Origin of the sequence: Microcystis sp. M165S2, from assembly GCF_020245885.1 — a bacterium.
In the GTDB taxonomy this organism is placed as follows: domain Bacteria; phylum Cyanobacteriota; class Cyanobacteriia; order Cyanobacteriales; family Microcystaceae; genus Microcystis.
The window spans coordinates 1-25,555 of sequence record NZ_JADBTZ010000115.1 but is presented as its reverse complement, the minus strand read 5'-3'; the positions used below and the strand labels follow the sequence as shown (position 1 = coordinate 25,555).

The window sequence follows — 25,555 nt, the reverse complement described above, 5'->3', positions numbered from 1 at the left end:
TCAATCTTGCGATACATTGGTACTAAGGAGAGAAGATGCAAGGGTTTTGAGTAATTTTAGCAGATTCAGGGGCACCTAAGCGACTCTCAATCTAGCTAAAAGCCTTTTCCAATAAAGGTTGTAGCTTCTTTCAGCAAACCCGAATTATGCCCCCAGCAAGAAACTTTTTCAGGCAAACCTAATTAAAAGACTTTTTTGATTGCCTCGGTCAGTTTTTGGGCAATTAACTCGTTACCGTCTCGACTGAGATGAATATTATCGATATAGAGGGAATCGGGATTGGGATGGGCTTGAAAAATGGGCAGAAAATCTAGATAAAAAATCTGCTGGTTGCTGGTGAAATCTGCTAGTCTTTGACGGGCTTTTAATTCATAATCTCGCCCCTGTTTTTGAGCTTCGCGAATTAGGGGGGTAATAGCGATAATTAAACGGGCTTGATTAGCCTGAGCAAGGGCTTGAATTTGGGCAAGAGCGGTTAAATTATTGTCCACTCGATCGCCCCCTTCTCGCACCGGTGGTAGGGGAGGATAACGCTTAAAATATCGATCGTACAATTCGATTAAAGCTAAAGCCGGCCGGCGAGCGGGATAATTAATTTCTCGTCCCACCACCGCCGAACTAGGAGCTAAAGCGAACAGATCATCGGTGTTCATTAATAACACAATCACCTGGGATTCAAAGGTTCCGAAACGTCGCAGATAAGCCAATTGATTGCGCGGTCCCCAAGAATTGGCCGAAGCATTGAGAACCTCCACTGAACCAGTCAGATTCTGGCCTAAATTTTTGGTGATTAAAGCAGAAATGGTCTCTTTTTGATCCGTCCACCAGGAGCCATTAGCGATCGAATCACCGATTAACAGTATTCTCGTCGTCTCCGGGGGCCGTTGAGGTGTAATCGGATCGCTCCGCATCGAATACTGATTAACGGCGATAAGATTAGAAAAACGGCGCGTTTGTTGATTAGGAGCCAAAAGATAGCCAATTTCGGCATCAGCTTCGTAAATAAGCGGATTACCGAACCCGAAGACAATTCTTAAAATAGCCTCAAGGAAAAGGGCAAGGGCGAAAAGAACGCCTAGAATGATTAAAGACAGCCGAATGATACCAATTTCTAATAACACGGATAGATGAGAGTTCGCTAATTTATGATCCTAAAGTGTCTCATACTTTCTACATCCATCTCATGAAAAGGAGTTAAGGGCAATGTCAGACTTAAATCGTGGCATCATGAAATTCGAGGGAGCCGATAAACCGGCAGTAGTGGCGATATCGTCGATTATCGTTATCGGTAGTATTATTGCTCTGATTCTTTGGGCAATGAAAGTCGCCTACATCTAGTTAACTAGAATAATTTCGCTCACTTTTGGCATCACTCGGTTTAAATTTCTTGCCATCACGATCTCACCTCTTGTCCCCTTGAGCCTGTAGGATAGGGTCAAGGGATAAATTGCTAGTTCCCTCTATCGCGCTTGCTAGTCACACTCGACTCGAAACAGATCATCGATGAGCAGATCAACTTCTGTTTTAACAGAACTGTTGCAGTTACTCCCCCAATGGCGATCGCAGATGTACTTCAAAGCATCCCTGACTGCGTTATCCCACGCCATGGAGGATCAGGTTTTAGCGGAAGACGATCAACCGTTAGTGATTGCCAGTTTTCAGCGTGAGCGCTTTTATCGTCAAGAAGCCCATCGCTATCGACGCATTGCCCACAAAAGCGGGCAAGTTTATGTTTTGTCGGCCCCAGAAACCGATTTTAAGCATAGTTCCGACATTTACGAGACGATCGCTTTTCAACCGGAGGACAGTTTAGCCCAAGAATGGCATCTAGTGGTTATCGGTCGCCATTATGCTAGTTGTTTAATCTGTCGGGAACGAACCCATCTGACAGCAGAGGGGGAAAATGGGGCAGCTATGGATAATAATCGTCGTTTTGAGGGGATTTGGACGAGTGATCGCCATGGCAGTCAACAGGCCGCCCAAATTCTTTTAAATCATATTCTCGATTATCGTCCCGAACTAGCGGAGAAAATTAGGCGCGCCCAAGAAGAATACCTGATCTGTGAACTGACGGACAGGGATCATCAAGAGGAAGCAGATCCCTTTATCCAGCGATTAGTCACTTATTTGCAAGCAGGACAGTATAAACTGCTGAAAGCCAATCGTTCCTTGGCATCGAAAGAACACAAGGAAAGACTGATCAACTCGGTGACAGCCTCGATCCGTCGTTCCCTCGATCCGGAAGCTATCCTACAGGTGGCAGTGCAGAAATTGGGGCAGGGATTGGGAGTCTGTCGCTGCGTGGTCTATCGTTGTCATGAGGCCGACATTAACGCCACCATCGAACACGAATTTTTAAACCCCGGCATTAGTTCCATCAAAGGACAAAAATGGCCACTGAAAAATAATCCTCTTTTTCAGGAAGTGCTGGAATTGAGAGAATCCCTGAAAATCGAAGACGCTATTCACGATCCCCGTCTCCCCGGCGATTCCATTCAAAATCTCGTGCGGGAATGTTCCATCTATTCCTGGTTATTAGTACCGATTTTTTACCAAAGTCGTCTCTTGGGAATGTTGGAACTGCATCACTGTGGACCCTATACCACCACTTGGAAAAGCGAGGATGTCGCCCTTGTGGATGCGGTGGCCACTCAAATCGGAGTCGCCCTCATTCAAGCAGAGGCATACGCTAATTTACAGGATTTAAATGAACAATTGGCCGCCCTCGATCGCACTCGTTCTAATTTGGTCGCCATTACCGGCCACGAATTACGCACCCCCCTCTCCACCATTCAAGTCTGTCTAGAAAGTTTGGCCTCGGAACCGGATATGCCGGCAGAAATGCGCCAAATTATGCTTGATACTGCCCTGAAAGATGCGGAACGAATGCGTAAATTAATCCAAGATTTTTTAACTCTTTCTAGGTTAGAAAGTGGCCGGGTTAATTGGAATCCCGAAGCTTTATCCTTATCGGAATGTGTGGAATTAGCCATCAGTCACGTTCACTCCCGCAATCTCGACAACGACAACCCAAAAATTATCAATCTTGTCCCCCCCAATCTGCCCTTTGTTTTAGCCGATGGCGAGTGGTTAGTGGAATTACTCTCCAAACTGCTCGATAATGCCTGTAAGTTTACCGGACGGGAGGGAAGTGTCTCGATCGAAGTCGCTTCGGGAAAGCCAAAAACTCTAGAAGTAACCATTTCTGACACTGGACGCGGGATCGAACCCAATCGTTTAGAACAGGTTTTTGATCGCTTTTACCAAGAGGAGGGGGCCCTGCGACGCAGTGCCGGGGGAACCGGTTTAGGACTGGCTATCTGTCGTCAGATCGTTAATGGTTGGGGCGGCGAAATTTGGGCAGAATCCCAGGGAAAAAATAACGGCAGTCAGTTTCATTTTACTATTCCAGTATTTAAAGATAAAACTAAGGATAATCCCCAAAATACCGCTCCTAAAAAATCCTCCCGTCGTCCTGCCAGTAAACGTAAATAGCGGCTGGTTGCCCGTTTAGTTTTTGCTCTTTGCTCGTGACTTCCTATTCCTTTTCTTCATCAAAAACTAAACAAAAAAGCATTAAAAAAGAAGCATCAAACCCCCAAGATATATAATAAACTTAAAAGAGTAATCAATTAGTCGTTTTTAGGTGAAAAAATTATGGGACGCGCCAATAGAGTGGTTTTAGCTTATTCCGGAGGAGTCGATACTTCCGTCTGTATTCCCTATCTCAAACAGGAATGGGGAGTGCAAGAAGTGATTACCCTAGCCGCCGATTTAGGACAGGGAGACGAATTAGGACCAATTCAAGAAAAAGCTCTGCGCTGCGGAGCGATCGAATCCTTAGTCGTCAATGCTCAAGAAGAATTCGTCAAAGAATACGCTTTTCCCTCAATTCAAGCTAATGCCCTCTACGAAAATCGTTATCCCCTTTCTACCGCCCTGGCTCGTCCTTTAATCGCTAAATTATTAGTAGAGGCCGCCGAGAAATACGGGGCCGATGCCGTCTCTCACGGCTGCACCGGCAAAGGTAACGATCAGGTGCGTTTTGATGTGGGCATTATGGCCCTCAATCCTAGTTTAAAAGTTCTCGCTCCCGCCCGGGAATGGGGCATGAGCCGGGAAGAAACCATCGCCTACGGGGAAAAATTCGGGATCGAGTCTCCCGTGAAAAAATCCTCGCCTTTTAGTATCGATCGTAACCTGTTGGGGCGCAGTATTGAAGCCGGTCCCTTGGAAGATCCGATGACGGAACCCCCGGAAGAAATCTATTTAATGACCAAAGCGATCGCCGATACTCCCAACGAGCCGGAATACGTCGATATTGGTTTTAATCAGGGGATTCCTGTCAGTTTAAACGGAGAAAATCTCGCTCCCGTGACGCTAATTAGTCAATTAAATGACCTAGTGGGTAAACACGGTGTTGGTCGGTTAGATATGATCGAAAACCGGGTAGTGGGAATTAAATCCCGAGAAATTTACGAGGCCCCGGCTTTATTAGTTTTAATTGATGCTCACCGAGACCTAGAAAGTTTGACTTTAACTGGAGATGTTACCCAATATAAACGGGGAATTGAAGATACCTACGGACAGTTAATTTATAAAGGATTGTGGTACAGTCCCTTAAAGGAAGCGATCGATGCTTTTATCCTCAAAACCCAAGAACAGGTAACGGGATCGGTGCGAGTCAAACTGTTTAAAGGTAACGCTAAAGTGGTCGGTCGTCAGTCAGTCAATTCTATCTATTCTCCCGATTTAGCTACCTATGGGGCCGAGGATCAATTTGATCATAAAGCTGCCGAAGGTTTCATCTATGTTTGGGGATTACCCAGCAAAGTTTGGGCCGAAAAAACTAGAGGGAAGTAATCAACAATTCTCCCCTAAGTAGGTAGGTGTTAATTCAGATCCCCCCAGCGATCAACACCCCCCTTATCAAGGGGGGAAGGGGGGATCAACACCCTTATTAAGGGGAGAAGGGGGGGATCAACAAAAATTAAATTTGAACCAGACTCGATAACTGATTTAAATTTGATTACCGATTTTATCAGACTTAGGATTGTTAATAAAATTGAATATAACTAATGAAATTACTTTTTTAGAACCATGCCAGCAAAAGATATTTACCATGAAGCCGTGAAAAATGCCTTAATTAAGACGGTTGGAGGATTTTAGCTGCTCCTTATAAAATTAAATACAAAGATGCTGAATTTTTGCTGATTTAGCAGCAGAAAAACCTTTGGCTGCTGAAAGAAATGGACGTAAAATTGTTGTAGAAATCAAAAGCTTTTTAAGTCCCTCACCTATGAGAGATTTTGAAATAGCTTTAGGACAATATATTTTATATCGAAATTTAATCAGTCTTACCGAACCAGAATATCAAATTTATCTAGCCATTAAAGACAGCATTTATGAAAATTTTTTCCAACGAGAATCAATTCAGGATATTGTGAAAATAAATCAATTACTTTTGCTGGTTGTTGAAATGGAAAAGGAGAAAATTTTACAATGGATAGACTAGAAAAATATCGCAATGCCATTAAAAAAGTATTAACAGAATATCACGAATGGGTTTCTGGTTCTGCTAATTTAGATCAAGAAAGTTGTCTGGTTTTTGATGAGATACATGATCAGTATTTTTGGCTTTTTATGGGTTGGGAAGGCAAGAAAAAAATCAGGAATATTCAAGTCCATATTAGGATTAAAAATGAGAAGATTTATATTGAGGAGGATGGGACTGAGGAAGGTATCGCTACGGAATTATTAAGGGAGGGTATTTCTAAAGAAGATATAGTTTTAGCTTTTTACGATCTGGAAACTCGTAAGTTAACAGGGTTTGCTGTGAGTTAAGTTATCGGCAAATCTTGCCTCGAAATCGCCAAAAAATTTGAGTTATAATTATAATATCTCTATAAACCAGCATCAAAAAAGCTTATGGCTATTTCAATTACTTTAACTTTACCTGATGAGATTTTTAATCTAGCTCAATCCTTAGCCCATTCAATTAACCGTGATCTTAATGATATATTAGTAGAAGCGATCGCTTTTTCTATTAGTCCCAATTATCAAGGCGAAAAAATCTCATCCCTAAATTCATTATCAGATGAAGAAATTATCAAATTAACTCAATTACAAATGGCATCAGAACAGGATCAAAGATTAAGCGAGTTGCTCAATGAACAACAAGAGAGGGATTTATCAACCTTTGAAAATAGGGAACTTTGGTCATTGATGCAAATTTATCAAATAAACTTGTTAAAGAAGTCTCAAGCATTAAATGAAGCGTTTAAAAGAGGATTAATTTCACCCTTAGAAGCATGAATCCTAACCCTATTCCCGACTATACTAAAGATAAAATTCGCCAACAAGCTAACAATCGCTGTGGGTATTGTTTAAGTTTACAAAAATATGTGTTAGGATTGCTGGAGATTGAACATATCATACTAAATCCGGTTATTAAAAACTGATTATTTACTGCCCCTTTTGCATGAGTGCCTCTCCCGATATATAGCCTATACTTAACGGATTTAGTATCACTTCCGATTTTATGACTCAATCCAAGCTTTTGGGGGGTTCTACCCCCCAAACCCCCCGCGCATTAGTTTTTCGGTGGGATGCTTACAGACAGCTGCTGACACATTTGTAATCATCTAAGAGTCACTGATAATTGCTGATTGTCGGTATTCCTGCAAATGTAAGATGCACCCAGTCAATTTATTGCGGGGGAACCTAGGAGCGAAGGTGATAATTTGGGTCAAAGAAATAAGTAGAGGTAGAACCTCGCTTATCTGCGTTGCAAGGTAGAACTTTGCAACGACTCAAAAATATTTATATAAGCTAAAACTAGCTTAAATGTAAAAATCATAATTTATTATGATTAAATAGCCCTTGACTCCCCCCCCCTTGTGATATTTTCAGTTGCAGGATATTAACGTGGAATTAGCGTTGAATATGATCATATTTTTGTATCATTACTGTCATCAAATCCATGAAAAAATTCCTGACAATTTTAACCCCCTTGACTCTGATAGGGTTAGCTGGGGTTGCTCCTGCTCAAGCAGCAATCGTAGCTGGTTGGAATGAATTTAATGCCGCAACCTACCCCAAAGCGGCGGATACTGTGGGTGCGAATATAACCAGCACTAGCTTAGATACCGCTGGGATAAAGAGGCTTAATAGTTTTTTAACTTCTGATTTCACGTTGGGTGATGCAAGTGGAGGAACAGAGCATTGGAATACAGGTAGCACTGTTAATCCCAGCCAATATGTCGAATTTGCCGTCAGTCCCAGTGCAGGTTTTCAAGTCGATTTTACTAACTTGCAACTCAATGCGCAGCATGATGGACTTCAGCTAGATTTAGTCTTGCGCTCCAGTGTTGATGGGTTCACCAGTAATTTAGGGACACAAGTTAATTTAACAACTAGCTCAAATACCTACAGCTTTGACCTAAGCAGTTTAGCACCCCAAACCGGACCGGTGCAGTTCCGTGTCTATGGACTGGCTAATTCATCTACAGTCTTATTCTTCGGTCTCAACTCTGCTAATGTTGCCGGGGGTGGGTTTGTGGCTCTTAATGGGGATATCACTCCCACTGGTGGCGGTGGTGTATCAACCCCGGAACCTAGGGGTATAGTGAGTTTAATCGCTGTGGGTGCGTTGGGTGTCGCTTCCCTTCGTCGTCGGGGATAAATTATCCTTAAGAGGGGCAACCCCTGTAGTTGCCCCGAAATTGGTTAAATATTATCAATATTTTTTTACATTTCCTCGGCAATTTGTTAAGGTGATAGGGTGAAAGAGGAATAACAATCAATAGAGCCAATGACTCCCCAATTAATGATTCAACCTTCGTCTTTAATGAGAGAAGGGGTTGAACTGCGCGAATTTGGTAACATTTATTTATTCAGGTTTACTTCAGAGCTACAATCTCGTTTTGAGCAGTTATTAGCTAAGAAGAAAACTGACAGTCTCTCTGTTGACGAAGAAGCGGAGTATGGCGGACTTTCTGAACTAGAGCGCATTTTTACGCTTATTAACGCCCAACTTGCCACAAAAAGTCAATGGTGTCCCTATCAACTCGAAGAATAGTCCGACAACGAGCTAAATATCTTTGTGAATATTGTCATTCTCCAGAATACTTGAGTCCAGACCTTTTTACCCTTGACCACATATTGCCAAAGTCCTTGGGGGGGACTGATAATCCTGACAATCTTTGTTTGGCTTGTCATCGTTGTAACGAGCGACACTATAACTTTACCACAGCGATTGACCCTTCTACTCAAACAGAAGTCTCTCTATTTAATCCCAGAGTACAGCAGTGGGGAGAACATTTTATCTGGACAAAAGACGGACTAAAAATTATCGGCATAACTCCTATAGGTAGAGCGACTTGTTATCGTTTTGACTTTAATGATGAACAAAGGGATGAACCATCTATCCAAACAGCGCGCCAGTTTTGGGTTGTGGCAGGGTGGCATCCTCCCCAGTCAGATCCCTGTCAGGATTGAATCTTTGGGAAAGCGGAATAAACTCAGGGTAAGCGCATCTAATATTCCAGGTGGTGGGTTTGTGGCTCTTAATGGGGATATCACTCCCACTGGTGGCGGTGCTGTGTCAACCCCGGAACCTAGGAGTATAGTGAGTTTAATCGCTGTGGGTGCGTTGGGTGTCGCTTCCCTTCGTCGTCGGGGATAAATTATCCTTAAGAGGGGCAACTACAGAGGGGTTGCCCCGATATCCTATCATCAATTTTAGATTTGATCACCAGTTAATCAACATTATGTCATACAAAGATATTATTACCATAGAACCGGGAAAAAGGAGCGGAAAACCTTGCATTAGAGGAATGAGAATTACTGTTTATGATGTTCTCTCCTATCTGGCTTCGGGAATGACTTATGAAGAAATTTTAGAAGATTTTCCTTACTTAACCAAGGCGGATATTTTAGCCTGTTTGAGTTATGCCGCAGAGCGTGAGCGTCAAACCATTTTAGTTAACTAATGAAATTACTTTTCGATCACAATGTATCACCTCGCTTAGTTAGTCTATTAGTTGATATTTATCCCGATTCTAATCATCTTTACTTGCTGGGATTAGACCAAGAATCTGATTATTATGTCTGGGAAATCGCTAAAATACAAGACTATATTATTGTCACCAAAGATTCTGATTTTAATGAATTACTAATTCTTAAAGGTTTTCCGCCTAAAGTAATTTGGATTCGTTTGGGAAATTGCTCTACTAAAACTATAGAATCATTGTTAAGAGATAACTACGAAGCTATTTTATCTTTTGAGGGAGATCAAAATCTTGGTATCATCGCTTTATCCTAATCTGGGGATCATTTGAATTAAGCTAAATTTTATCATCAACAAAAATTAAAGGGGTAAATATTGTCTTATATTGATAAATTCTTCACTTTTTCCCAGTTTCGCAATTAATTCTAAATCTCTAATACAGTCCCCAATCCCTATAAATTCAATTCCTTCTGTTTGACGACGACTAGCTTCTATTTAAAAATCGCTATCTTGGGTAAAAATCACTCTTGATAAAGTTTGAGATTCACTACTTTATTGCCTGTGCTTTAAGTCGGGTAACAAAGGGAGAATCTCCAGCTTTTTCCCGCATTTTTTGGGCAAATTCTAAATCAGCTTGGATAGCTTGATCTAATTCTTCTCTATGTTCCCAATAGTAAGCTAATGCTGAGTGAATTTGACTCATGCTTAAATCACGATGGTTAATGTGAATTTCTTCTGGAGTCCAACCGTAAGCTATTTGTGCCATAACTAGCTCAATCACTTTCAGGGTAGAACCCGCAATTATTGGTACTCCCCGATGATCAATTGCAATATATTTATAGTCTGTGAGAGTTGTTGTCATGTAGAGAGGGTTAAGCTAAAACGCATTTAAATTATAGAACCTATTTGGTATCTCTCTTGTGACGCTTCACGGGTAAGAATTACAGGTATTTTGGCTAATTCGCTCTAATCCATACTGGGTAATGATTTTGGGAAAGATACCAAATGGACTCTATATTCCCTGTCCTTTACGTTTCCTCGGCAATTTGTTATAATGTTTCTTGAGTATGTTTCTATTTTTTAATTAGAGAAAATATGCAGATAAAAGACATGACTAGCCAAGAGTTACAAAGTTTAATCCGTAATACAGTAGATGATACTCTGGATGAATACTTTGGTGATCCAGATGAGGGAAAACAAGTTAAAGAATCTTTTAAACAAAAGTTATTAGAAATCCAACAAAAAAGATTACAAGGAAGACCGACTATTCCCGCAGCTGAGGTGGATAAAAGATATGGGATAGAACCTTAAATGAGCTATTCTGTTACGTTTGAACCAGAGTCGATAACTGATTTAGATTTGATCACTGATCTTATCAGACTGAGGATTCTTAATAAAATTGAATGGTTAGCCATCAACTTTGAACAGATAACCCCCCTACCTCTTACGAGAGAATGGTCAGGGTTTTATAAATTAAGAGTAGGAGATTATCGGGTTATTTATGAATTTGATCGAGAGAGTAGGATAATTATTATTATTAGAGTAGGTCATAGAAGTGAAGTTTATGACTAAATACTTACTAAAATAATGGGATCAGCAATAACCTAAGACACATTTTAACCGTCCATCCTTAGAATAGCGAGATTATTTTCTAGTAAAAATTGCCAAAGACAGCCCAATTATTGACGAAATTATGGCAATATAAATCGATCGATAGCCCTGATTAATTACGGCACGACATATAATAAAAACGGTCTCCCTAAACCAGTTGCCAAAATCGCCGCCATGGACAGTCAATTACTTGATAAACTCGGACAATTACAAAACCTCTTAAAAACCAGCGAAAAGGCTCTGATTGCCTATTCTGGGGGCGTGGATAGTACCCTAGTGGCGAAAGTGGCCTATGATCTGCTAGGGGGTCAAGCATTGGCAATTACGGCGGTTTCCCCTTCCCTACTGCCGGAAGAATTGGAAGAAGCGATCGCTCAAGCCGATTATATCGGTATTCGGCACGAATTGGTGGAAACCGAGGAAATGAATAACCCCAATTACACCAGTAATCCCGTTAATCGCTGTTATTTCTGCAAAAGTGAGCTACATGACACCCTCAAACCCCTTGCACTCGCTCGTGGTTATGCCTACGTCATCGATGGCGTTAATGCTGATGATTTAAGGGATTATCGTCCCGGGATTCAAGCAGCCAGAGAGCGCGGCGCTCGTTCACCCTTGGCGGAAATTGCTATCACAAAAAGCGAAGTTCGTCAACTATCTCGTTACTTAAATTTACCTTGGTGGGATAAACCGGCGCAACCCTGTTTAAGTTCCCGTTTTCCCTACGGGGAGGAAATTAGCCTGGAGAAATTGCAAAGAGTCGGACGGGCGGAGATTTATCTGCGAAAATTAGGTTATCGTCAACTACGGGTGCGATCGAGCGGCGATACGGCACGGATTGAATTACCGGCAGCAGAAATTCCCGACTTTATTAATCGGACAAATTTAAGCGAATTAGTCGCTGATCTGCAAAAATTAGGCTTTATCTATGTCAGCCTCGATCTAGAAGGTTATCAAAGCGGCAAGCTTAATCGAGTCCTCTAGATCAGTAATCAGTAATCAGTAATCAGTAATCAGTGGACTGAAAACTCAAATCTGCTCTAACAGTTATCTTAATGGTGAGGTACGAAGTTTTCGTTTTGGGGAGTCGGTCGTCGGTCGTCAATACCAAATTGGGTTATACTTCATCTTGACGAGAAAGGCTGTAACGGATAACTGATAACGGATAACGGATAACTGATAACTGATAACTGGTCACTGATAACTGATAACCGGTCACTCGATCGGATATATTAAAAAAATGTTAAAAAGCCAGGGAGCGGACTGATGAACCTTTTTCTAGGGTTCCTAAGTCTTTACCCCTAAACCTCTAATTCCCAAGGCGAGGATAGATGAGTCAACTACAAAATGCCTTTACCCTATTCCTGAGCCTGTTGGTGGAAGCTATGCCTTTTTTGCTGCTAGGGGTGATTCTCTCTAGTATTCTTTTGATATTTGTCGATGAACGTCGCTTAGTTGCTCTGATGCCTCGAAATGCTGTTTTAGGAGCATTTGTGGGGGGATGTATTGGTTTTTTGTTTCCCGTCTGCGAGTGTGGCAATGTACCTGTGGCGCGACGTTTACTTGTGCAAGGAATGCCGAATGCAGTAGCGGTTAGTTTTCTGTTAGCAGCGCCGACAATTAACCCGATTGTTATCTGGTCCACTTGGGTAGCTTTTCGCGATCAACCGGAAATTGTTTTCTATCGAGTTATCTTTTCTTTGTTCATCGCTACGGTTATCGGTATTATCTTTAGTATCCAAAAAGATCCCCGACCGCTCCTACAAACCTCTTTGGCAAAAAGTCTCAATTGGCAACCGCAAATACCGGAAAAAGAATCTATCCCACTACTACTACAATCCGGTTCTTTTCTGATCGGTAATTCTGGGCAAACTTTGCGCTTAGATGAAAGTTTTGCCGCTACTGCTGTCCTACCAGCAGTGCAAGCTATCCCGATGAAAAGGCGCTGGTTAACTTTTCTGGAAAACGTGGTGATGGAATTACGGGAATTAGGAGGAGTGTTAATCTTAGGAAGTGCTATAGCGGCCGGTTTACAGGTATTTGTTCCCCGGGAATTTGTTCTTAATTTGGGTCAGGATCCAATTACTTCGATCTTGGCCATGATGCTGTTAGCAGTAATTGTTTCAATTTGTTCCACGGTTGATTCTTTTTTTGCCCTCTCTTTTGCCTCTAGTTTTACCAGTAGTTCCCTGCTGGCTTTTCTAGTGTTCGGTCCAATGATTGACCTAAAAGGGATTGGTTTAATGTTGTCTATTTTTAAACCGAGAATGTTAATTTATCTCTTTGCTTTAGCAGCGCAAATGACTTTTTTACTCACCTTGTCTCACAGTTATTTATTTTAGGTCAGTACCCGGATAGTTTTTCCCATGAATTCATCACGTCTAAAAATAATCTCCCCCCAATTTATCGATATTATTGCCCTAATCGGTTGGGGTTCGTTACTATTTAAATACTGGATCACTGGACGGTTAAATTTACTAATTCATCCTAATTATTTTCTTCTGGTTCTTATCACCAGTATTGCTTTATTTTTTCTGGGAATAGTCAAGCTTTGGACATTGTTAAAACAGTGGCAAAAAAAGATTAATTTAGATAGTAATGATAATCGATCGCATATTACCATTCTTCCTCAACATTTTGGCTCAGGTTTATTAGTAATAACTGCCCTTTTAGGTCTATTTATCGCCCCGCAGCCCCTCAGCAGTCAAATCGCATTACAGAGGGGAATTAGTGAATCTTTACCCCTAACTCGCGTGCAAACTCAATCCTTTGGCACTACCGTTAAACCGGAGGAAAAAAGTTTAATTGAATGGGTAAGAACTTTGAATGCTTATCCTGAACCTGATGCTTACACAGGACAACCGGTAAAAGTCACAGGTTTTGTGGTGCAATTGCCCCAACTACCCGATAATTATTTATTAATTAGTCGCTTTATTCTTACCTGTTGTGCCGTAGATGCTTATCCCGTGGGTTTGCCGGTGAAACTATCAGGAAGTCGCAGTCAATATCCCAATGATACTTGGTTAGAAATCACCGGAGAAATGGCCACGGAATCCTTACCCGTAGAGGTGGGAAAATCAACCACCAGAAGACAATTAGTAATTAAGGCTAAATCCGTGAAATCTATACCCACTCCTGTGGATCCCTACGGATATTAACAGTTATCAGTTATCAGTTATCAGTTATCAGCTTCGGAAGGCAAGAGTGCCTCGTCTCAACAAGCAATTTAAATACGCGAGCAGCTTAACTATCTACTATAATGCTGAAAACTTTACAACTACAACCGATTGATAAATTAGCGATAACATTAATTGTATCGCTAACCTTAGTAATTGGTGGCTTAATTTGGTTAGGTAATAGCTGTGGTAATCAATGTCTTTTACAAACCGGTCCAAGGGTCAAGGAATTTAGCTGGGAAAATCGAGAAATTGGCTCGGAAGATCAAGCATTTATTATCACTTTTGATCGCCCCATAGATCATGCTAGTGTAGAAAAAAATCTAGTTATCGATCCTCCGCTGCCGGGTAAGTTTAGTTGGGCCGGAAGACGATTAGCTTATACTCTCACTTCTCCCATTCCCTACGGAGAAAAATATCATCTGCAAATTGAAGGTGCGCGGGAACAATTTCGCAGCGGTAATCGATTAGGACAAACCCTAGCAATCTTTGAAAGAGAATTTAAAAGTCGCGATCGTGCTTTTGCCTATATTGGCACTAATGGGGAAGAACAGGGAAGATTAATTTTTTATAACTTGACCGAGGAGAAGAAAACCCTCTTAACCCCCGCAAATTTGACCGTTATGGCTTTTGAATTTTATCCTGATGGTAAAAAAATCCTCTTTTCGGCCGTGGCGAAAAATCGGGGGATAGAGGGAATTCGTGAACTGCAGCTTTACCAAGTTGATAGCAGTCAATCGCCTCTAAAAATTGAGTTAGTGCTAGACAATAAAGATTATCAAAATAATCACTTTGATTTAGCTAAAGATGGGGAAACTATTGTCGTGCAGAGAATTGAGCGCCGCAATCCGATTAACTTCGATTTATGGGCAGTTAAACCGGGGGAAAACCCCCAACAATTAAACATCCAAGGTGGGGAATTTTTGATTGCACCTGATAGTAAAACTTTGGCTGTCACCCAGGGGGAAGGAATTGCGCTTTTGCCTTTAAAAACCGAAACAAAACCCCTAGATTTTTTACCAAAATTTGGGCGAATTTTGAATTTTTCTGCCGATGGTACGGCCGCAGCAATGGTGAATTTTAATACGGATAATGCCAAAATGCGTTATATTCGATCGCTTTTTTATGTCAATAATCAAGGATTACAAAAACGCTTACTCAATCTACAAGGTTCGATTATAGATTGTCAATTTAATGCCACTGGTAGTGATTTATATTGTTTGTTAACCGAGTTAGTTACTAACAGTCAAGAGTACAAAGAAAAACCCTATTTTGCTAAAATAGATGTGAAGACCGGTCAAGTGACTCCCCTACTGGAATTAGCTGATTATCGTGATATTCACATTAGTTTATCTCCCGATGGTTTAGCAATTATTTTTGATCAACTTCGCACCAGTTATGATACTAATCCGACTAATCCCTTGACTACCGATTCAGGAGAAACAATTATCGGTGGTCGTTTGTGGATGTTAATTCCTCCCCTACAAGATGGAGTAAAAGCAAGTAAATCTGATTTAATTGAATTACCTCTAGCGGGAATTCGTCCCCAGTGGATGCCGTAGAATTTCATCATTAAGTTAGGAATTATTTCGATGCTGTCAAACTCAGAAAAATTAGCCAAATTGCGTCAGTATTTTGCCAGTGGTGCAACTCGTTCCTATCAATTCCGTCGTCAGCAGTTAGAGAAGTTAAAACAGGCAATCATTAAATATGAAGCAGAGATATATCAAGCTTTATATAGCGATTTAAAGAAAAGTCCCGAAGATTGTTGGATTACTGAAAATGGCTTTCTTTTGGTGGAAATTAATACCGCTTTAAAAAATTTGCGCTCATGGATGCAACCCAAAACTGTTAAAACTAATCTCTTAAATTTCCCATCCTCCAGTCAGATTATTCGGGAACCTTTAGGAGTGGTTTTAATTATTGGTGCTTGGAATTATCCCCTCCAATTGTTATTAGTGCCTTTAGTCGGTGCCATTGCTGCCGGTAACTGTGCGGTATTAAAACCGAGTGAATTTGCCTCAGCGACGGAAAAATTAGTAGTTAAAATAATTCAAGAAATATTCCCTGAAGAATATGTGTTAATTGTCCTGGGAGATGGTGCGGAAGTAATTCCGAATATGTTAGACAGTTTTACCTTTGATCATATATTTTTTACTGGCAGTACAAGGGTAGGAAAAATTATTTATCAACTAGCGGCAGCAAAGTTAATTCCTGTTACTCTAGAATTAGGAGGAAAAAGTCCCTGTGTTATCGAAGCTGATGCTAATATTTCCGTGGCAACCCGTCGCATTGCCGTGACAAAATTCTCTAATTCTGGTCAAATGTGTATCGCAGCTGATTATGTTTTAGTACATCAATCCCAGCAGGAGAATTTTATCAAAGAATTAGCTAATACTATTGTTAATTTTTTCGGTGAAGATGCGAGATTAAGTGCTGATTATGGTAAGATCATTAATGAGAAACAATTTGATCGCCTGATTGACTTTCTCCAAGATGGTGAGATTGTTTTTGGAGGCAAAACCGATCGAGAAAATTTATATATTCAACCAACTTTATTAACTAATGTTTCCCTCGATGCTCCTATTATGCAAGGGGAAATATTCGGTCCAATTTTACCGATCATTGCCTTTAGCACTTTTAAGGAAGCTTTAGCAATTATTGCTAAAAATCCTAACCCTCTAGCTTTTTATCTGTTTACTACCAAGGCAAAGACCGAAAAGAAATGGTTAGAATCAGTCCAGTTTGGGGGAGGTTGTATTAACAACAATAGTTTTCATTTTACTAATCCTAGTTTACCCTTTGGTGGTCGAGGAAATAGCGGTATTGGTAGCTATCATGGTCGTTTTTCCTTTGAGAATTTTAGTCACCAAAAAGCCATTATGAAAACACCTCTTTGGTTCAATCCCGCTTTAAAATATCCGCCTTTTAAGGGTAAATTAGACTTATTTAAGTTATTAGTTCGGTAAAAAGCTAAAGTTTAAGTTAAAGCTTTTAAGAGAGCTTGAAATTTAAGCTGAATTTCTGCTAGTTCTTTTTCTGGATCGGAACCGGCAACAATACCCGCACCAGCGTATAATCGCGCTCGATCGCCTTCAATTAAGGCCGAACGAATACCAACAATAAACTCACTATTATTTTGACAATCAATCCAACCCAAAGGAGCGGCATAAAGAGAGCGATCGAAGGTTTCATAATGACGAATTTGTGCTAAAGCGATCTCCGTGGGAACCCCTGCGACAGCAGGAGTGGGGTGTAGTTGGGCAACAATTTCGAGGGGATGGATGGAGGGTTTTAGTTTGGCATGGATAGGAGTCCAGAGATGTTGAATATTGGAGAGTTTTAACAATCTAGAGGGAGAATTTTGCGGATTTAAGCCAATTTGTCGCAGTTTTTGGTTAATAAAGTCACTAACAGCCCGATGTTCCCGTTGTTCTTTTTCACTAGCGAGGAGTTTATTGGCCAAGAGAGCATCTTCGATCGCATTTTCTCCCCGGGGGGCGGATCCCGCTAAAGCATCGGTGATTAATTGCCCCTGATGGACAGTTAACAAGCGTTCGGGACTAGCGCCGATAAAATGATCTCCCCGTCCATTGCCGAGGGAAAAAGTGTAGCAATCGGGATGACGCTGACGCAAATTATCGAGACAGTTTACCAGATGAAAAGGACGGGGAGAAATCACGTCAAGAGCGTGAGCGAGGACAATTTTGCTAAAATTTTGGGCGTGGATAGATTGGAGTGCATCGGCAACAGCCGCTTGAAAATTATAGGTAGGATGAATATAGTAACTACAGGGAGCCTGGTGGGTATTTTGTCGGCAATTGCTCGAGTTATTTTGGATAATTTTGAGGTTGTTGATAGTTTCTTCGAGGCAGTTTTCTATTTCTTTTTCGCTGGTGATTAGGAGATTGGTAAGGAAAAAATATTCCGACTGTTTTTTGATAATTTGAAACTTAGGCAGGGTTAGGGTAGCTGAGGGAAAGGGGGTAGCTCTTTCCGAGTCGAAAAAAGTGAAACTACAAAAGATGCGGGGAGTAATCTCGCTATAGTTATCAATTTTGATAATTCTTTGTTGACAGTTTTCAATAAATTTTTGAGCTTTTAAAAAACGTTGTTTGCCGTGGAAAGTGGCAGCAAAGGCGATGCCGTAGCCGAGAAAAGCGGTTTCTCGTTGGGGATTTTCCCAATAACAATGGGTGGGATAGCTAGAGGCAATCCGAGAGAGAATTTCTAGGGGATCAACGGGGGAAATTTTTTGACAAAAACTGACGATCGACGGATTGCCCTTTTCTGCGGCTAACAGTTGCAGGTTGAGGATAAAGTTATAGAGGCCGCGAAGATCAGCAATCGGACTATCAGGATAGGAAAGGCGAGGAACGGCAGAAGTCATGTCAAGTTTTTTGTATTTTTTGCAAAAAAACCATGATTAATGGTATGTAATCCCCACAGATGTGGCCAGAGTCAACATCTCTTTTTAACTATGGTATCGGAGAAAGGGTCTTTAGGTAGAAAGGGACCGGGATATTTGTGACGATTAACCGTGTTGGAGACAAATGAAGGCTTAAAATCTCCAGAGATGGCTATTATTTAAATCGGCAAAAAAATTAATTTAATAACTGCTACTTTACAAGTTTGTGGAAATTGCCGCCACGGGACAAGTGGGGATACATTGTTCACAAACCACACAACGGGAACGCAAAAACTTAAGACGAAAACTTTCGGGATCAAGGGTTAAAGCTTCCGTGGGACAAACTCCCGTACATAACCCACAATCGACGCATTTTTCTTCATCAATGACGATTTCGCGACTAACTTGGGAAACGCCAATATTTTGTAATTGTAACCATTCGATCGCCGCTTCTAACTCATCGATATCTCCCGATAATTCTAATACTAATGTTCCCACTTGATTGGGGGCAACTTGGGCGCGGATAATATTAGCGGCGACGTTAAAATCCTTCGCCAGTCGATAGGTAACGGGCATATGGACGGCTTTTTTGGGAAAAGTGAGAGTAACGCGTTTTTTCATGAGGATAGGATAGGATAGGAATAATTTTTGAGAGACTATCCATGACAGCCACCACACCCACCAATAAAATCAGAAATCTGCTGCTGGCAGTAACGGCAGTTATTCTTAGTGTAGCGATTTTCTTGGGGTTTCAAACCACCGCTAGTTCTGTATCTTTGGAAGCGCAAGCGGAAAAAGCGACACCTTTCGATCTTGCCCTCAGCAATGGTAAACCCACCCTGACAGAATTTTATGCTAATTGGTGTACCAGTTGTCAGGCGATGGCCGCTGAAATTGCCGAAATTAAAAAACAATACGGTAATGCCATTAATTTTGTCATGCTCAACGTTGATAATAATAAATGGTTGCCGGAAATTCTCCGTTATCGTGTGGATGGTATTCCCCATTTTGTCTTTTTAAATAATCAAGGACAACCAGTTGCCCAAGCGATTGGAGAACAGCCAAAATCAATTTTAACTGCTAATTTAGAAGCACTTTTAACTAATTCTACCCTACCCTATGCCACCACTACCGGACAGACTTCTGATTTTAATGTTCTTGTGGGTGCTAGTCAAACCGATCCTCGCAGTCACGGCAGTCAAGTTAAGCAGTAATCAGTAATCAGTAATCAGTAATCAGTTATCAGTTATCAGTTATCAGTTATCAATTATCAATTATCAGTTCACTGTTCACTGTTTACTGTTCACTGTTTACTGTTTACTGTTCACTGTTCATTGTTCATTGAAACTTCCCACTTCCTACTGGTCTTGCATATATGGTTGATTATTTTTGAGGCAATTGTATGCCTTTTGTAACTCGATTCCCAGATAACCGATATGTTCGGGAATAATTGCGGGATTAGTTGTTGCAAGCTCGCGGATTAATTTGAGGGGATTTTTGCCTTGATAACAGGCAACAATTTCCCCACTGCCGGGAGTAGTTTGTTGGACAATAATTTGTTCTGATTCTAGAGAAATCAAAAAGTTACCGCTAGGGTCAAAAAAATCACGCTGATTGACAATTTTATCGTACTGGGTGGCGATTAATCGTTCGACATTCTCCCAAGTATCATCGTATATATGGGCCGATTGACTAATAGTAATCAATGGACCTAAGGTTAAATTATACTGGGAGCGTTGATTGATTTCTTGGCAAATATGTTGCTGTAAAGCGCGCAATCCCATGGCATTTGCCGGCCAAGCGGCAAACATATCATTACTTCTAAATATTGCGGTGAGAGATAATTCATTTTCCACCACTCGCACCCAAATATGATTTAAACAGGGACTACCTCCCTTTTCGTGGTCTTTCACATCCCAGAGGGACATAACTGCACTGGCAGCGTCAATTTCTGAGATTAATTTATTAATAACCTGTGTAATTTGATCCCGTCCAAACCAAGAGCGCAATCTTTGACCGTAGGTGTATTTAACTCCTTGGTGTATAGGGGAATCATCGAGAATTTGTCCGATATATTCGGTAAGAAAAGCTCTATCTATAGGCAAATAATTAGGTTCAGGAAAATAAAAGTCTCGGGGTTCATCGGTGACAATTGCCATTAGGTCGATTAATTCTTGCCATTTACCATCATATCCTGTCGGTCTAATTGTGCCGGTGGTTTTAATCTTTTGGAGAATTTTTACCCAAGTTTCGGCAATAGTTTTTCCTTCAATGCGATGACCGTATCTTGTCCCGGGTAGGAGAGAAGGAAGATTTTCTGAGATAGGAAAAGTTAATGGTTCTCCCCAAGTTGTTAAGGGGGATTGTTTTGCATAACTTTGGACAGTTTCAATCGCTTCTGGGATAGATTTAACTGGTTGATATTGAATTGATTGACGCAATTTTTCGAGAATTTCTCTGTCAATTTCTTTGTCAATGTATCCCCTGATAAGAGAATTAATTACCCAACATTCTCTACCTGTGTCACTTTTTCCTAACTGGAATCCTTGACTAAAAAAATCTAGCAAACATTGACAGCTACCGGAGTTCTTATCTTCCTTAGTCGCGCTGAGAATAACTAAGTATCTAACGTGGGGATTTGCTATTAAGTTTCTCAGCAGGGGACTAATTCCTCTGGTGGGACTATAAAGATTACCAATTACCGCATATTGGTCGGGATTTAAATGTTTAGCAAGGGACTGTTTTACTGTCCATCCGGTGATAATTGCTGTTTGTCCGTGACCGCAGATTAATTGATTGGGTTTATAGTGGGGTTGGTAGGTGAATTTAGGGGTGGTTTCTGTACTAAGCATGGGTTTAAATTAATTGTTCAAGATAATTAATAATATTTCGGTGAAGCTGTTCTATTGTATCACTGCCATCCAGTTGTAAAAAATTATCTTCATATTCTTTAAATATCTCGACAAACATCTGACGAACTTTCATTAATTTTTCTTGTTTTTCGTACACTTCTGTGATGGCTCTGTTTTTAATTCTTGCTAGAGAAATATCAGGAATAACATCGATATAAATGACTAAATCTGGATTGGGAAAATGTTGATTTAACTGCTGAACAAAAGCCAATTCTTCGGGATTATTGCAATTGTAGGCCAAAGAAGAAAAATAATAACGAGTAGTGATAACATGGGTTTGTTCTTGGTGAATAAGTTTAAAAACGCCATCGTGATCATTATATAAGTGATCATGGCGATCAGCTGCAAATAGATAGGCCATTTGTTGGTCAAATTTATTTTGATCTTTGATAGAAATAAGATTAGTTTGCATTATTTCTCGAATCAAACGACCGATGACTCCCTCGGAAGGTTCCGGACTTAAAACTGCTTTTTCCCCTCGCTTTAAAAAATATTCTTGTAAGAGTTTTGCTTGGGTACTTGTTCCAGAACCATCAATACCTTCAAAGACAATAAATTTCGGTTTCATAATTTAATCTTCTTTCTCGCTCTAATTATTTGAATAATTGTTTTAGCCAAGTTAACCAAGATTTTTTCTGGGGTATTAATTGCGTCATTTCTCCGATAATCTCTCCCATACTTCCCCAAGCATAAATATTTTTATTGAGGGATTGTATAGTTAAATTTTCTTGTAAAGCTAAACTGATGATACTAATCATTTCTGCTGCTTGAGTACCGACTATTTGCGCTCCCAGTATTTTACCATCTTGTCGGTAGATTAATTGACAAAATCCCGTGGTTTCCCCCCAGATTTGCTGTGGGACCATATTTTTGATGGGATAGTTGATCATCTTTACCTCCTCACCATAGCTGTCCTCGGCTGCTTTTCTAGTTAAACCCACCCAAGCAATAGCAGGATCGAAAGCAATAAATGAGGGAATTTGCTCCGGATTAAAGTTAAATTTTTCTCCCGTGAGCAGATGCTTGACTAACCCAAAAGCGGCCCAGTGATTTAAAGTAGGATCTGGATAATTATTTCTGAGCAAATTTAGGGCATAAATGCGGGAATTATCAGTTTGTAATTGCCGATTAACCCTAATTAATCCTTGCTCTAGTTTAACTCCCACCCCAGACAAATTTAATCCCTGTTCATTGACTTGATAATTACCAGCAAAAATCATATCATCAACTTCCATGACACGATTGCCTAATTGTAACCATTTTTGACCCTCGATCGCTTTCACTTGACTAGGACAATAGCCGGATAAAATCTTAATTCCTTCCGCTTCTAAAATGGCAGTAACTAAATGGGAGATTTCCCGATCAATATCCGGCAGTAGATAATTATCCTCGATAATTAAGCTAATTTCTTTCCCTAAACGTCGGAGAATTTGTGCCAAACTCACAGCCATGCTGCTGTTGCCAATAATCGCTAAATGTTGTCCCAACTTGTCTAAATTTGGCTCTTGCCAAAGGGTCTGAGCAGTAAAATAATTAACCTCATCTAAGCCGAAAATTCTCGGTACTTGCGGATAAAAACCAGTAGCGATAAGATAGTGTTTAGCCAACAATTGCCGACCGTTAACCACGAATCCTAAACGCGGCAGCCGGACAAATTCCCCCCCATCTGGGATCACATCTATTCCTTCCGTGGCTAATCTCGCCAAAGAATGATGTTTATTAATACTTTTATCTACTTCCTCTAACCATTCCCGCAACCGTTGCCATTGGGGATAAATGGCCGTTTCTTGCCAATGATTCAGCAGTTTATAGAGATGGATAATTTGGCTGTAGCCCTTGCTAAAAATGTCCTCAGATGCCTCTAAATTGTCGCTAGAAGGCTGTTGCACTAAAGCCACCCTTTTTTTGAGGTGAACAGCCAACAAAGCCGCTTCTATCCCCGCAGGATTGGCACCGATAATTACTAAGTCGTAAACCACAAATATAAAGTAGGAGTCAGGAGTCGGTCATCAGGAGTCAGGAGTCGGTCATCAGGAGTCAGGAGTCAGGAGACAGGAGTCAGGAGACAGTATTCAGGAATCAGGAGACAGTATTCAGGAATCAGGAGACAGTATTCAGGAATCAGGAGACGGTATTCAGGAATCAGGAGACGGTATTCAGGAATCGGAAACTTAACACTTAAGTAGGGAGGCACAATTATTTGTAGGATGGGTTAGCGGTAGCGTAACATAATCGGGCGTTGGGTTTCATGCTTCAACCCAACCTACGTTCATCTTATATTTAATTCCACCCACCCACTTAAAACTCAAATCTGATAACTGATAACTGATTACTGATAACTGATAACTGATTACCGGCGCCGGTCTTGCAGTTTTTTATAGACATCTCGCAGGGGGACTTGATGATAGGCGAGAGCGACGAGGGTATGATAAAAAAGATCGGCCACTTCTGCGGCAATAGCATCGCCATCATTATCTTTGCAGGCCATGACCACTTCTGCCGATTCTTCGCCGATTTTCTTGAGAATTTTGTTATCTCCTCCGGCCAAAAGTTTACAGGTGTAGGATTCCGGATGAGGATCGTCTCTGCGATCGCAAATTACCTTAAACAATTCCGAGAGAGTATCGGCCGCTGGCGGTGATTTTTGCCAATTTACTTGGTGAAAACAGCTTCTTTCGCCGGTATGACAGGCGATATCACCGATTTGCTCAATAGTCAGCAAGATGGCATCACTATCGCAATCGTAGCGAATTTGACGCACTTTTTGGATATGGCCCGAAGTGGCTCCTTTGTGCCATAATTCTTGACGAGAACGACTCCAGTACCATGCTTCCCCAGTGGTGAGGGTTTTTTCGAGGGATTCCCGATTCATCCAGGCCATCATTAACACTGTAGCATCAAGATAGTCTTGAGCGATCGCTGGTACTAAACCCTGGGGATTATAAGCGATCGCGTCGAGGGGAATAGCAGAGAGCAAAGAAGACATCAGTTTTTTGCGGTCAAGAATTATGGTGGTATAAATTACCCAAAGCTTAATTATATAGGGTTTGCGGCAAAAAGTTTTTCGTGGGAGCAGGCTTCGGCCGTTCGGCGGTTCGGGGTGTAGGGTTTTACCTATTTTCAGGGAAAAAGTCCCTGAATTTTCCCCCTGATCACCCCAAAACCCCAAAGCTGTGTTAGAATCAACACCTAAGAAAAAGCTAAAAGCTAGAAATCCCTATAGGGTATCTAACCTTTAGCTGTTTCGACCTCACAGTTATCAATGTCTTGCACACATTGGTAACTGTTATTTTTGCTTATTGAAGCGGGAAACCAATCCTAAACCACCCACTGCCAGAAGTCCGAGGATAGTACCCGGTTCGGGGACGGGAGTGGGCGCAATTTGGTGGAAAGAATTTTGTAAACTGAATAGACCTTGGCCAGCATTAGGATTTAGGGTATTTGTGACGGTCAACAGTGCCTTGGGGGTGATAGGGGTGAAACCGACAACGGGGTCCTGTGAGCCGTTAACTGAAACTAAGGAGAGCCCAGGTATCTCAGCAAATGTCTCGGTTACATTCCCGTAGTTGGAACCGGATGATATGGTTGAATCTAGGTCAACCCCGACAATGAGATTGCTGGAGTTAATGACCTCGATTGTATATGTGAAAGACCCGGAATTGCTATTAGTCGCAACGAGACCTGCCATAGCATCGTATGCGAAATAATAGTCAGTACCAACCTGGGTCAGATAAACGTTATCCACACCCTCGGCCCCAATGTCACCCGATACGTACGTAATTTTTTTGTCCCCCTGAACAAGAGCATTTCCGCTCGTCCATTCCGTCCAAGTTAAGGTCGCGGCACTCGCACTGGTAGCGGCAAACACCGAGCCGGCGAGAACCCCGATGGCTAGAGAGCCGGAAGCAAAGGTTTTGGTTAATTTGTTGGTTGTCATCATAACTGAATTCTCCAGCTTTACACTGTTGGATAAAATCAAAGTCAAGAAAAGTTCTAAAAACGTTAAGTTTTCTCGATATAGCGGTTTTTAGTGCAATAATGTCCAGTAGGTCTCCTTATAGATAGGCTTTTCAGCGTCTCAATCGGGTATCACTTCTGGGAAAACTGCTATATAACTTTTCTTAACTTGATCTAGGTACAACGGAACCTCCAAAAAAAACCAGGTGTTTTAGGAAAAATCTGGCATTCTGTAATAAAACTTAACATTTAGGTTCTTCAGTTTGTGCAAGGCAATGGACGGGGTTAAGTAGGGAGGCACAATTATTTGTAGGATGGGTTAGCGGTAGCGTAACATAATCGGGCGTTGGGTTTCATGCTTCAACCCAACCTTGTATATTGAGAGAGGTGGTAGACCGTCCCAACCTTGGTCGGAAAAGACCGCTTCGTAGCAAGGGTCACCACCATAATCTCCCTGACAAAACTCGAACAGTCGCCGGGG

Annotated in this window: 29 protein-coding genes and 2 pseudogenes; 21 read left to right on the top strand and 10 right to left on the bottom strand. The window is 41.2% G+C overall.

Annotated features, from left to right (window positions below; genetic code table 11):
- Window positions 1-182: 182 nt before the first annotated feature.
- Window positions 183-1,121: an SGNH/GDSL hydrolase family protein gene (locus IM479_RS06075; protein WP_287685729.1), complete on the bottom strand. Its 939-nt coding sequence runs from the start codon at window positions 1,119-1,121 to the stop codon at window positions 183-185.
- An 82-nt stretch (window positions 1,122-1,203) separates the two neighbouring features.
- On the opposite strand from IM479_RS06075, the gene IM479_RS06070 reads away from it, so the two are divergent.
- From IM479_RS06070 to IM479_RS06010, 13 genes and pseudogenes are all read left to right on the top strand, one after another.
- On the top strand, window positions 1,204-1,338 hold the full coding sequence (locus tag IM479_RS06070) for a hypothetical protein (RefSeq protein ID WP_002736350.1): 135 nt from the start codon (window positions 1,204-1,206) through the stop codon (window positions 1,336-1,338).
- Between the two features lie 165 nt (window positions 1,339-1,503).
- Window positions 1,504-3,495: a DICT sensory domain-containing protein gene (locus tag IM479_RS06065; RefSeq protein ID WP_287075615.1), complete on the top strand. Its 1,992-nt coding sequence runs from the start codon at window positions 1,504-1,506 to the stop codon at window positions 3,493-3,495.
- 162 nt (window positions 3,496-3,657) lie between these two features.
- Entirely contained in the window at window positions 3,658-4,863 is a 1,206-nt protein-coding gene (locus IM479_RS06060) for an argininosuccinate synthase (RefSeq protein WP_286825848.1), read from the top strand.
- Window positions 4,864-5,100: 237 nt separating this feature from the next.
- A pseudogene (locus IM479_RS06055) lies at window positions 5,101-5,515 on the top strand (XisH family protein).
- Window positions 5,503-5,844 (top strand): XisI protein, encoded by a 342-nt coding sequence (locus tag IM479_RS06050; RefSeq protein WP_287685727.1) that lies wholly within the window; start codon window positions 5,503-5,505, stop codon window positions 5,842-5,844. The pseudogene IM479_RS06055 and the gene IM479_RS06050 overlap by 13 nt, the downstream one beginning before the upstream one ends.
- An 84-nt stretch (window positions 5,845-5,928) precedes the next feature.
- Entirely contained in the window at window positions 5,929-6,315 is a 387-nt protein-coding gene (locus IM479_RS06045) for a hypothetical protein (protein WP_287685725.1), read from the top strand.
- Entirely contained in the window at window positions 6,312-6,461 is a 150-nt protein-coding gene (locus IM479_RS06040) for a hypothetical protein (protein WP_287075609.1), read from the top strand. Before IM479_RS06045 ends, IM479_RS06040 begins: the two co-directional genes overlap by 4 nt.
- 521 nt (window positions 6,462-6,982) lie before the next feature.
- The gene (locus tag IM479_RS06035; RefSeq protein ID WP_287685724.1) at window positions 6,983-7,684 is read left to right on the top strand and encodes a PEP-CTERM sorting domain-containing protein; all 702 of its coding nucleotides are present in this window, start codon (window positions 6,983-6,985) and stop codon (window positions 7,682-7,684) included.
- Between the two features lie 129 nt (window positions 7,685-7,813).
- Window positions 7,814-8,080, top strand: coding sequence for a hypothetical protein (locus tag IM479_RS06030; protein WP_286825845.1), 267 nt, complete (start codon window positions 7,814-7,816; stop codon window positions 8,078-8,080).
- Window positions 8,053-8,499 carry an HNH endonuclease gene (locus tag IM479_RS06025; RefSeq protein WP_286825844.1) on the top strand — a complete coding sequence of 149 codons (447 nt, stop codon included), beginning with the start codon at window positions 8,053-8,055 and terminating at the stop codon, window positions 8,497-8,499. Before IM479_RS06030 ends, IM479_RS06025 begins: the two co-directional genes overlap by 28 nt.
- A 40-nt stretch (window positions 8,500-8,539) precedes the next feature.
- Window positions 8,540-8,686, top strand: a pseudogene (locus IM479_RS06020) (PEP-CTERM sorting domain-containing protein); the annotation flags it as partial.
- Between the two features lie 85 nt (window positions 8,687-8,771).
- The gene (locus tag IM479_RS06015; protein ID WP_002750124.1) at window positions 8,772-8,993 is read left to right on the top strand and encodes a DUF433 domain-containing protein; all 222 of its coding nucleotides are present in this window, start codon (window positions 8,772-8,774) and stop codon (window positions 8,991-8,993) included.
- Window positions 8,993-9,325: a DUF5615 family PIN-like protein gene (locus tag IM479_RS06010; protein ID WP_287685722.1), complete on the top strand. Its 333-nt coding sequence runs from the start codon at window positions 8,993-8,995 to the stop codon at window positions 9,323-9,325. Before IM479_RS06015 ends, IM479_RS06010 begins: the two co-directional genes overlap by 1 nt.
- 232 nt (window positions 9,326-9,557) lie before the next feature.
- Here IM479_RS06010 and IM479_RS06005 read toward each other — a convergent pair whose 3' ends face one another.
- Window positions 9,558-9,872: a DUF433 domain-containing protein gene (locus IM479_RS06005; RefSeq protein WP_287685720.1), complete on the bottom strand. Its 315-nt coding sequence runs from the start codon at window positions 9,870-9,872 to the stop codon at window positions 9,558-9,560.
- Between the two features lie 233 nt (window positions 9,873-10,105).
- Here IM479_RS06005 and IM479_RS06000 point away from each other — a divergent pair, with 233 nt between their 5' ends.
- From IM479_RS06000 to IM479_RS05970, 7 genes are all read left to right on the top strand, one after another.
- The gene (locus IM479_RS06000; RefSeq protein WP_286825840.1) at window positions 10,106-10,321 is read left to right on the top strand and encodes a hypothetical protein; all 216 of its coding nucleotides are present in this window, start codon (window positions 10,106-10,108) and stop codon (window positions 10,319-10,321) included.
- Window positions 10,322-10,582 (top strand): type II toxin-antitoxin system RelE family toxin, encoded by a 261-nt coding sequence (locus IM479_RS05995; RefSeq protein ID WP_286825839.1) that lies wholly within the window; start codon window positions 10,322-10,324, stop codon window positions 10,580-10,582.
- Window positions 10,583-10,795: 213 nt separating this feature from the next.
- Entirely contained in the window at window positions 10,796-11,605 is an 810-nt protein-coding gene (gene larE / locus IM479_RS05990) for an ATP-dependent sacrificial sulfur transferase LarE (RefSeq protein ID WP_286825838.1), read from the top strand.
- Between the two features lie 347 nt (window positions 11,606-11,952).
- Window positions 11,953-12,963, top strand: a complete 1,011-nt coding sequence (locus IM479_RS05985; protein WP_287685718.1) for a permease — start codon at window positions 11,953-11,955, stop codon at window positions 12,961-12,963.
- Window positions 12,964-12,987: 24 nt separating this feature from the next.
- Window positions 12,988-13,779 carry a TIGR03943 family putative permease subunit gene (locus tag IM479_RS05980; protein ID WP_287685716.1) on the top strand — a complete coding sequence of 264 codons (792 nt, stop codon included), beginning with the start codon at window positions 12,988-12,990 and terminating at the stop codon, window positions 13,777-13,779.
- 101 nt (window positions 13,780-13,880) lie between these two features.
- Window positions 13,881-15,359: a hypothetical protein gene (locus tag IM479_RS05975; RefSeq protein ID WP_287685714.1), complete on the top strand. Its 1,479-nt coding sequence runs from the start codon at window positions 13,881-13,883 to the stop codon at window positions 15,357-15,359.
- Window positions 15,360-15,389: 30 nt separating this feature from the next.
- Window positions 15,390-16,766, top strand: coding sequence for an aldehyde dehydrogenase (locus IM479_RS05970; protein WP_287685712.1), 1,377 nt, complete (start codon window positions 15,390-15,392; stop codon window positions 16,764-16,766).
- 11 nt (window positions 16,767-16,777) lie between these two features.
- On the opposite strand, the gene IM479_RS05965 is transcribed toward IM479_RS05970, so the two are convergent.
- On the bottom strand, window positions 16,778-18,187 hold the full coding sequence (locus tag IM479_RS05965) for an isochorismate synthase (RefSeq protein WP_287685710.1): 1,410 nt from the start codon (window positions 18,185-18,187) through the stop codon (window positions 16,778-16,780).
- A 234-nt stretch (window positions 18,188-18,421) separates the two neighbouring features.
- A complete protein-coding gene (locus IM479_RS05960; RefSeq protein WP_004163818.1) occupies window positions 18,422-18,826 on the bottom strand; it encodes an NIL domain-containing protein in 405 nt (134 codons plus the stop codon).
- Window positions 18,827-18,867: 41 nt separating this feature from the next.
- Between IM479_RS05960 and IM479_RS05955 the strand changes: the two genes are divergently transcribed.
- Window positions 18,868-19,419 (top strand): thioredoxin family protein, encoded by a 552-nt coding sequence (locus IM479_RS05955; RefSeq protein WP_287077380.1) that lies wholly within the window; start codon window positions 18,868-18,870, stop codon window positions 19,417-19,419.
- Window positions 19,420-19,563: 144 nt separating this feature from the next.
- On the opposite strand, the gene IM479_RS05950 is transcribed toward IM479_RS05955, so the two are convergent.
- From IM479_RS05950 to IM479_RS05925, 6 genes are all read right to left on the bottom strand, one after another.
- Window positions 19,564-21,057 carry a thymidylate synthase gene (locus tag IM479_RS05950; protein WP_287078241.1) on the bottom strand — a complete coding sequence of 498 codons (1,494 nt, stop codon included), beginning with the start codon at window positions 21,055-21,057 and terminating at the stop codon, window positions 19,564-19,566.
- Between the two features lie 4 nt (window positions 21,058-21,061).
- Complete coding sequence (gene tmk / locus IM479_RS05945; RefSeq protein WP_286825190.1) at window positions 21,062-21,685, bottom strand: dTMP kinase; 624 nt, start codon at window positions 21,683-21,685, stop codon at window positions 21,062-21,064.
- Window positions 21,686-21,710: 25 nt separating this feature from the next.
- Entirely contained in the window at window positions 21,711-23,096 is a 1,386-nt protein-coding gene (locus IM479_RS05940; RefSeq protein WP_287685121.1) for a dihydrolipoyl dehydrogenase family protein, read from the bottom strand.
- Window positions 23,097-23,161: 65 nt separating this feature from the next.
- Complete coding sequence (locus tag IM479_RS05935) at window positions 23,162-23,311, bottom strand: hypothetical protein (RefSeq protein WP_287672015.1); 150 nt, start codon at window positions 23,309-23,311, stop codon at window positions 23,162-23,164.
- A gap of 156 nt (window positions 23,312-23,467) precedes the next feature.
- Complete coding sequence (hisIE, locus tag IM479_RS05930; protein WP_103111441.1) at window positions 23,468-24,103, bottom strand: bifunctional phosphoribosyl-AMP cyclohydrolase/phosphoribosyl-ATP diphosphatase HisIE; 636 nt, start codon at window positions 24,101-24,103, stop codon at window positions 23,468-23,470.
- A gap of 300 nt (window positions 24,104-24,403) precedes the next feature.
- Complete coding sequence (locus tag IM479_RS05925; RefSeq protein WP_287685120.1) at window positions 24,404-25,057, bottom strand: PEP-CTERM sorting domain-containing protein; 654 nt, start codon at window positions 25,055-25,057, stop codon at window positions 24,404-24,406.
- Between the last annotated feature and the right edge of the window lie 498 nt (window positions 25,058-25,555).

What these genes read in the sequence shown, in the direction of transcription:
- IM479_RS06070 (WP_002736350.1), top strand. Translation starts at nt 1,204, where the DNA reads ATGTCAGACTTAAATCGTGGCATCATGAAATTCGAGGGAGCCGATAAA.
- IM479_RS06065 (WP_287075615.1), top strand. Translation starts at nt 1,504, where the DNA reads ATGAGCAGATCAACTTCTGTTTTAACAGAACTGTTGCAGTTACTCCCC.
- IM479_RS06060 (WP_286825848.1), top strand. Translation starts at nt 3,658, where the DNA reads ATGGGACGCGCCAATAGAGTGGTTTTAGCTTATTCCGGAGGAGTCGAT.
- IM479_RS06050 (WP_287685727.1), top strand. Translation starts at nt 5,503, where the DNA reads ATGGATAGACTAGAAAAATATCGCAATGCCATTAAAAAAGTATTAACA.
- IM479_RS06045 (WP_287685725.1), top strand. Translation starts at nt 5,929, where the DNA reads ATGGCTATTTCAATTACTTTAACTTTACCTGATGAGATTTTTAATCTA.
- IM479_RS06040 (WP_287075609.1), top strand. Translation starts at nt 6,312, where the DNA reads ATGAATCCTAACCCTATTCCCGACTATACTAAAGATAAAATTCGCCAA.
- IM479_RS06035 (WP_287685724.1), top strand. Translation starts at nt 6,983, where the DNA reads ATGAAAAAATTCCTGACAATTTTAACCCCCTTGACTCTGATAGGGTTA.
- IM479_RS06030 (WP_286825845.1), top strand. Translation starts at nt 7,814, where the DNA reads ATGACTCCCCAATTAATGATTCAACCTTCGTCTTTAATGAGAGAAGGG.
- IM479_RS06025 (WP_286825844.1), top strand. Translation starts at nt 8,053, where the DNA reads ATGGTGTCCCTATCAACTCGAAGAATAGTCCGACAACGAGCTAAATAT.
- IM479_RS06015 (WP_002750124.1), top strand. Translation starts at nt 8,772, where the DNA reads ATGTCATACAAAGATATTATTACCATAGAACCGGGAAAAAGGAGCGGA.
- IM479_RS06010 (WP_287685722.1), top strand. Translation starts at nt 8,993, where the DNA reads ATGAAATTACTTTTCGATCACAATGTATCACCTCGCTTAGTTAGTCTA.
- IM479_RS06005 (WP_287685720.1), bottom strand. Translation starts at nt 9,872, where the DNA reads ATGACAACAACTCTCACAGACTATAAATATATTGCAATTGATCATCGG.
- IM479_RS06000 (WP_286825840.1), top strand. Translation starts at nt 10,106, where the DNA reads ATGCAGATAAAAGACATGACTAGCCAAGAGTTACAAAGTTTAATCCGT.
- IM479_RS05995 (WP_286825839.1), top strand. Translation starts at nt 10,322, where the DNA reads ATGAGCTATTCTGTTACGTTTGAACCAGAGTCGATAACTGATTTAGAT.
- larE (WP_286825838.1), top strand. Translation starts at nt 10,796, where the DNA reads ATGGACAGTCAATTACTTGATAAACTCGGACAATTACAAAACCTCTTA.
- IM479_RS05985 (WP_287685718.1), top strand. Translation starts at nt 11,953, where the DNA reads ATGAGTCAACTACAAAATGCCTTTACCCTATTCCTGAGCCTGTTGGTG.
- IM479_RS05980 (WP_287685716.1), top strand. Translation starts at nt 12,988, where the DNA reads ATGAATTCATCACGTCTAAAAATAATCTCCCCCCAATTTATCGATATT.
- IM479_RS05975 (WP_287685714.1), top strand. Translation starts at nt 13,881, where the DNA reads ATGCTGAAAACTTTACAACTACAACCGATTGATAAATTAGCGATAACA.
- IM479_RS05970 (WP_287685712.1), top strand. Translation starts at nt 15,390, where the DNA reads ATGCTGTCAAACTCAGAAAAATTAGCCAAATTGCGTCAGTATTTTGCC.
- IM479_RS05965 (WP_287685710.1), bottom strand. Translation starts at nt 18,187, where the DNA reads ATGACTTCTGCCGTTCCTCGCCTTTCCTATCCTGATAGTCCGATTGCT.
- IM479_RS05960 (WP_004163818.1), bottom strand. Translation starts at nt 18,826, where the DNA reads ATGAAAAAACGCGTTACTCTCACTTTTCCCAAAAAAGCCGTCCATATG.
- IM479_RS05955 (WP_287077380.1), top strand. Translation starts at nt 18,868, where the DNA reads ATGACAGCCACCACACCCACCAATAAAATCAGAAATCTGCTGCTGGCA.
- IM479_RS05950 (WP_287078241.1), bottom strand. Translation starts at nt 21,057, where the DNA reads ATGCTTAGTACAGAAACCACCCCTAAATTCACCTACCAACCCCACTAT.
- tmk (WP_286825190.1), bottom strand. Translation starts at nt 21,685, where the DNA reads ATGAAACCGAAATTTATTGTCTTTGAAGGTATTGATGGTTCTGGAACA.
- hisIE (WP_103111441.1), bottom strand. Translation starts at nt 24,103, where the DNA reads ATGTCTTCTTTGCTCTCTGCTATTCCCCTCGACGCGATCGCTTATAAT.
- IM479_RS05925 (WP_287685120.1), bottom strand. Translation starts at nt 25,057, where the DNA reads ATGATGACAACCAACAAATTAACCAAAACCTTTGCTTCCGGCTCTCTA.